Source organism: Roseburia sp. MSJ-14, from assembly GCF_018918225.1.
GTDB lineage: Bacteria > Bacillota > Clostridia > Lachnospirales > Lachnospiraceae > Petralouisia.
Map to the genome: position 1 here is coordinate 45,784 of NZ_JAHLQD010000049.1, position 6,131 is coordinate 51,914.

At 36.7% G+C, this 6,131-nt stretch carries 3 protein-coding genes; all 3 read right to left on the bottom strand.

Features of this window, described 5'->3' with window-relative positions; genetic code table 11:
- Window positions 1-120: 120 nt before the first annotated feature.
- The 3 genes from aspS to KQI83_RS13525 all read right to left on the bottom strand — a co-directional run bounded on the left by aspS (window position 121) and on the right by KQI83_RS13525 (window position 5,908).
- Window positions 121-1,917, bottom strand: coding sequence for an aspartate--tRNA ligase (gene aspS / locus KQI83_RS13515; protein ID WP_216559107.1), 1,797 nt, complete (start codon window positions 1,915-1,917; stop codon window positions 121-123).
- A gap of 82 nt (window positions 1,918-1,999) precedes the next feature.
- Window positions 2,000-4,072: a J domain-containing protein gene (locus KQI83_RS13520; RefSeq protein WP_216559109.1), complete on the bottom strand. Its 2,073-nt coding sequence runs from the start codon at window positions 4,070-4,072 to the stop codon at window positions 2,000-2,002.
- Window positions 4,073-4,084: 12 nt separating this feature from the next.
- Window positions 4,085-5,908 (bottom strand): Hsp70 family protein, encoded by a 1,824-nt coding sequence (locus KQI83_RS13525; protein WP_216559112.1) that lies wholly within the window; start codon window positions 5,906-5,908, stop codon window positions 4,085-4,087.
- Between the last annotated feature and the right edge of the window lie 223 nt (window positions 5,909-6,131).

A 6,131-nucleotide genomic window follows, 5' to 3' on the forward strand; every position in this document is an offset into this window, starting at 1 on the left:
TTCTTTTTATATATGATATAATATATTATTTTAGCACTTTTCATCGCTACTCGTGTAAAAAAGAAAGTGTTATGCTTTGTAACACTACATTGCATAACACTTTCTTTTTTTGGTTGTACTCTATTCGACTTCTTTTGGCACATCTACTTTAATGCATAGCTCTTCTAACTGCTTTTCATCTACTACGTTTGGTGCATCTGTCATCAGACATGATGCATCTTTTACTTTCGGGAATGCAATTACATCACGAATGGAATCACACTGTAACATTAACATTACCATACGGTCTAAACCATATGCAAGTCCTGCATGAGGTGGTACTCCATATTTAAATGCGTCTAATAAGAACCCAAACTGCTCATGCGCACGTTCCTTTGTAAAACCAAGTACCTCAAACATTTTTTCCTGAATATCATCCTGATGAATACGGACAGAACCGCCACCCATTTCTGTACCATTCAGTACAATATCATATGCCTTAGCACGAACTGCGCCTGGGTCAGAATCAATCTTATCCCAATCTTCTTCCATTGGCATAGTAAATGGATGATGCATTGCCATAAAACGATTTTCTTCATCGGACCACTCTAATAATGGGAACTCTGTTACCCAAAGGAAGTTATACTTGTTCTTATCCATTAAGCCAAGTTCACGACCAATTTCCAAACGAAGGGCACCTAATACATCCCAAACTACTTTGTTTTTATCTGCTGCAAATAACAATAAGTCTCCAGGCTGTCCTTCCATTTTCTCTACTAATGCTTTTAATTCTTCTTCGGTCATGAATTTTGCAAAAGAAGACTTATAAGTTCCATCTTCATTTACTGCAAGATATGCTAAGCCTTTTGCACCATAACCTTTTGCAAACTCTACCAGCTTGTCAATTTTCTTTCGTGGCATACTTCCCTGTCCTTTGGCATTGATACCACGAACAGAACCGCCATTTTCCAAAGCTCCGGTAAATACACCGAATCCGCATCCTTTTACTACGTCAGATACATTTACCAATTCCATACCAAAACGTGTATCCGGCTTATCAGAACCAAAACGATCCATTGCTTCCTGCCAGGTCATTCTCTGAATTGGAAGCTGTACATCGATTCCGATTGCTTCTTTAAATACATATTGTAATAAACGTTCATTTACTTCAATCACGTCATCTACATCTACAAAAGAAAGCTCCATATCTGCCTGCGTAAATTCCGGCTGACGGTCTGCTCTTAAATCCTCATCACGGAAACATCTTGCAATCTGGAAGTAACGGTCATAACCTGAACACATTAACAACTGCTTAAACAACTGTGGTGACTGTGGTAATGCATAAAAACTTCCCGGATGTACACGGCTTGGTACTAAATAATCTCTTGCACCTTCCGGGGTAGATTTTGTCAGCATAGGTGTTTCAATCTCTAAAAATCCTTCTTTTTCCATAAACTTACGAAGTAACATGGAAACCTTGCTCTTCATTATAATATTCTTCTGAATATCCGGTCTTCTAAGGTCTAAATAACGATAACGTAATCTCAATTCTTCCTTGGTCTGAGAATTTTCTTCGATTGGGAAAGGAGGAGTCTCAGACTCTGACAATACACGAATATCTTCTGCAATTACTTCGATATCTCCTGTCTTTAAACTTTCATTGACAGCAGCTGCTCGTTTTTGTACGGTACCGGTTACTGCAATTACGAATTCACTTCTTAAAGTTCCTGCTTTTGCAAATCCTTCACTTCCTACTTTTGGTTCATCAAATACCAACTGTAAAATTCCGGAACGATCTCTTAAATCTATAAAAATCAGACTTCCTAAATTTCTTCTTTTCTGTACCCATCCCATAACGGTTACTTTTTCACCGATATTTGCATTGGATACTTCGGTACATCTGTGGGTTCTATGTAACCCTTTCATGGATTCTGCCATGACAAATTCCTCCTATATCACTCTAGCTTTTATTTTTTCACTTAATTATTCATTTTACCACACAGGTTCCATTCCGTCAAAATTAATTCGAAACTGATTCTAGTACAATTGTATAAGTAGTAGTTCTATTCGCATTTGCACTTTGGGTACATGGAATAAATAGTAATCCCTCTCCCTTCCATACACTACAATCCTCTTCCCCTACGGCAGTATACGGATATTCTTTATAAACATCTGCCTCTCCATTATCTGATTCTTCCTTTACATAATAATTATTTTCTTCTATTCCTAACTTATCCATATCGAGAATTAACATATATCTAGGAGAGTTCATGCTACAACACGTAATAGAGATTTCTTTTCCATTATATTCTACACTTCCATGAATTGGTGTTTTTACATCATCTGTTGTATCAAACAAATAAATTCCCTCTTCTAGCATTTGTGCTTCAATGCTATGTAACTCGCTTGCTTTTGTCTCCTCGGATTTCCCTTGTGATACTTCACCTTGTACTTCCGCTATATTCTGATACATATTCTGTTGTTGCTTTATTACTTCAGTGGCGTTAAAATCTTTTGATGTGTACCATGTGGTAACAAAAGGTATATTTCTCGGTGCCTCACTCTCGACTTGATATCCGGTTCTGGTCAAATACCACTTTTCCATATGTTCATTCGTTACCACCGCCTGTTCCATACTCTCATAATAACTTTGCGGTAATGCCGCTGCTAGAATTTTTATTCCATACGTCTCTTCTATATTTTTAACAGCTTGACAGAATTCTTCTCCATAACTGTTCTGTGGATTTTCCAATCTCTGTCTTACATCTGCCACGCCCTTGTCCGGAAACCAGAACGCACAACGTCCGTTAATGTGTTCTCCCACTGAATCTAACATTTTATACGAAGCATGCTTATCCATTTGTATCCACTTTTCTCGCACCGATTTTTCCTGTTCAAAAAATGTTTTTATATCTCCATTGTATTTTGTACTATAAACACTCTCTGTTCCATTAAATCGTTCCGAAAAATACTTTGGGTCTGATGCAGATAAAAAAATCATCCCTTTCTCTGTTCCTAAAGTGTTCACTAGCTCCTGCTGTAATCCTGCTGTAATCTCTTCCTGCTGAAAATTATCAAGCTGTAGCACAGTTCGCTCAGATACATTTTTATAACTTAAATAATAAACTACCTTACTAGTATCCGTTTTTAATTGTGCCTTATAAATTTTCAGTTCTCCCTTGTAACCGTAGATATCACTGATACTCAGCTTTTCTACCTGAAAATCTTCTTTCGAATAGCGATTTTCTCCATACTTTTCATTTAAATTTGCTACAATTTCCTTTGTTGTTTTTTCCATTCCTGTCATGAAATACCTTCCAATACAAAGCCCTAATAAAATAAGCGCAAACACAACCGCAATTCGTTTTTTTCTTATTTTTATCTTTCCTCTGGCAATCTCAAGATACTGTTCTTTTTCCCTACAAATTGTTTTCGCTCTTCGTACCCTGGATACCTTATCCAGCTTCATAGCACTTGCCAACTGTTCTTCTAACATCTCCATTTGTTTCACAACATAATGGATTGTTTTCTTATCCATTTCACATTCTATCAGTACATCAAAAAATTTCTTCCAAAATTCTTCTATCTGACAGTAATGCACAAAATCCGGGTCTTCTAAAAATTTCTTCCACTGTGCAAATGATTGCTTTTTCAGGCATTTCGCCAATTCATCTAATTTTTTCTCATATGCCAGCTTCAATTGTTGCTTTTTTTGTTCCCCTTGCGCTTCTAATTCTCCGAAAATCTTATTTAACTCATCTTCTTTATTCACATTTTCTTTTGTGGATTCCTTTGATTTTGAGATTTTCTCTGCGTCCTCTTGCTTGTCTAGTGTTTCCTCACTTTTCGGCAATTCTGCTTTCATATTCGATTGTTGTATTGGTTCCACGGAAAATCTATAATAATCATAGCTTTCCGTTCCCTTTGCATACCTGATTGCCTCATCATATGCATCATGCAACTTTTTCCACAACTCCGGTTCTTCTTCCGGATGACAACTTTTCACTTTAACCGCATAAGCCTTTTTAATTGCTCTTATGTCTTTTGTTGGTTCAATTCCTAGTATTTCAAAAACGCTCTCTATTCTTCCCACTTATTTTCTCCCTTAACTTGTATAATAAGTTCCTTTCCAATCTTCATATTCTTGCCATGTTTCTTTTTCTTCCTGTGTAGCTTGTGTACTGCTTTCCTCGTACCACTGCACAAAATCATTGACTTTTTCCCACGGTTCTTGTACTGACTGAAGATATTGCTCTATACTATCTAAATATGTTGTTAACTGTTTTGCCCAACGTTGGATTTGAATTTCATCCTGTTTTCCCAATAGGAACGTAAAATATTTCATTTTCCCTTCAATATCTTCTCGCATATATCCTACCGTTTCGGTATAGAGTTTTGCTCCTCTTGCTAACAACAACTGATTTTCTTCCTTATCCCGTGGATGTATCTTCAACTTTTCCAATGCCTTCATTCTCTTTTGAAGTTCTCCTTCAGACATATTATTTTCTTTATTTAAAATAACAAGCTGTTTCTTCTCTTTCGTGGAATTTACCTTTACATCTACTATAAGAATTCCATTAATGTCGTATGTATAACGTACTGTAATACTTTCTTCTCCCTTTGGTGCCTTTGGAACATTTACTTTAAGTTTTCCTAACAAAATATTATTCTTTGCATACATTTCTTCCCCTTGGTACACCTCAACCTCCACTCTTTCCTGATTATCATATACCGTGCAAAGAATTGCTTCCCTACTTGCCGGAAGTGCTGTATTGCGTTCAATTATAATTTTATTTAAAGGATTTTCCTCATCTCCCACATTATGTACACCTGTTCCTAAGGAAAATGGACAAATATCCGTCAACAACATGTCTCTTACATCTTCATTTCGTTCTTTGATTCCTGCATAAGTTCCAACTCCCAATGCAATCATGTAACCTGGATTTATGGTATATATCTGTCTACCTTCCATCAAATGTTCCATATATTTTTGTACAATTGGCATTTTGCAAGAGCCACCAACTAACACCACTTTTTGTATTTCGTCAATACTGGTTTTTCCATCCATCAAAACATGCTGAACCGGTTCTGACATTCGATAAAATAATTCCTGGGAAATTTGTATTAATTTCTTTCTGGACAACTCCATGCTTCCACTAATATTTTCCATATTTACAAGCATATGGCAGTTTTCCTGCCCTGTTAACGCAATTTTGGCATTAATAGCACTTTCTAATATAACTGCCTGTTTTTCTCCATCTAAGTTTTCCCAATTCAATTGGTTTTCTTTACAATATTCCTTAGCAATTACAAGATCAAAGTCACTGCCTCCCAAGTGATTATCACCACTAACTGCTAATATTTCTATTATATTATCAAAACAATCTACTAAAGAAACATCTAATGTTCCTCCACCAAAATCAAACACCAGCATCAACGCATCTTCTTCCTGATTCTGCTTTTGACATGCTAATGCTGCTGCAGATGGTTCATTAATAATACGCTCTACCTTAAAACCCGCTAACTCCCCTGCATTTTTTGTGGCACTTCTCGCCATATCGTTAAAATATGCAGGTACACTAATAACAGCCTCTTCTACCGGCTCTCCCAGATACGCTTCCGCATCTTCTTTTAATTTTCTCAATACTAATGCTGACAATTCCTCCGGGCGATATTCCTTTCCTGCCAGTTTATAACGTTTACTGGTTCCCATAAATCTTTTAAATACAGAGGCTGTATCCTTGGGATGAGTCACCATTCTTTCCTTTGCAACTTTTCCAACATAAAAAGTTCCATCTGCTTCCATGCTTACAATACTTGGTGTCAAATACTCACCAAATGAATTGGGAATTAATTGTGCATGCCCATCCTCCCACACTGCTGCAAGACTATTCGTTGTTCCTAAATCAATACCGATGATTCTGCTCATAGTATTACCCCTTTCTAATTTATTCTTTCCTATTGCATAAAAAGTGGCATCAATCTATCCTGCTTATGGCAAGCCTAAATTGACACCACAATTTTTCTATTATTTAAGTTAGCAACCACCAGTTCAACTGGTGGTTTAATATTAGCCCTAAAAAGGGCTGATTGCATACACGCCTGAAAGGCGGGTATCACAAGCTTTGTTACTGGTCCTCTATAAAGAGGTA

Bases quoted from the DNA above. Each gene is read 5' to 3' on its own strand.
- aspS (WP_216559107.1), bottom strand. From the start codon at position 1,917: ATGGCAGAATCCATGAAAGGGTTACATAGAACCCACAGATGTACCGAA.
- KQI83_RS13525 (WP_216559112.1), bottom strand. From the start codon at position 5,908: ATGAGCAGAATCATCGGTATTGATTTAGGAACAACGAATAGTCTTGCA.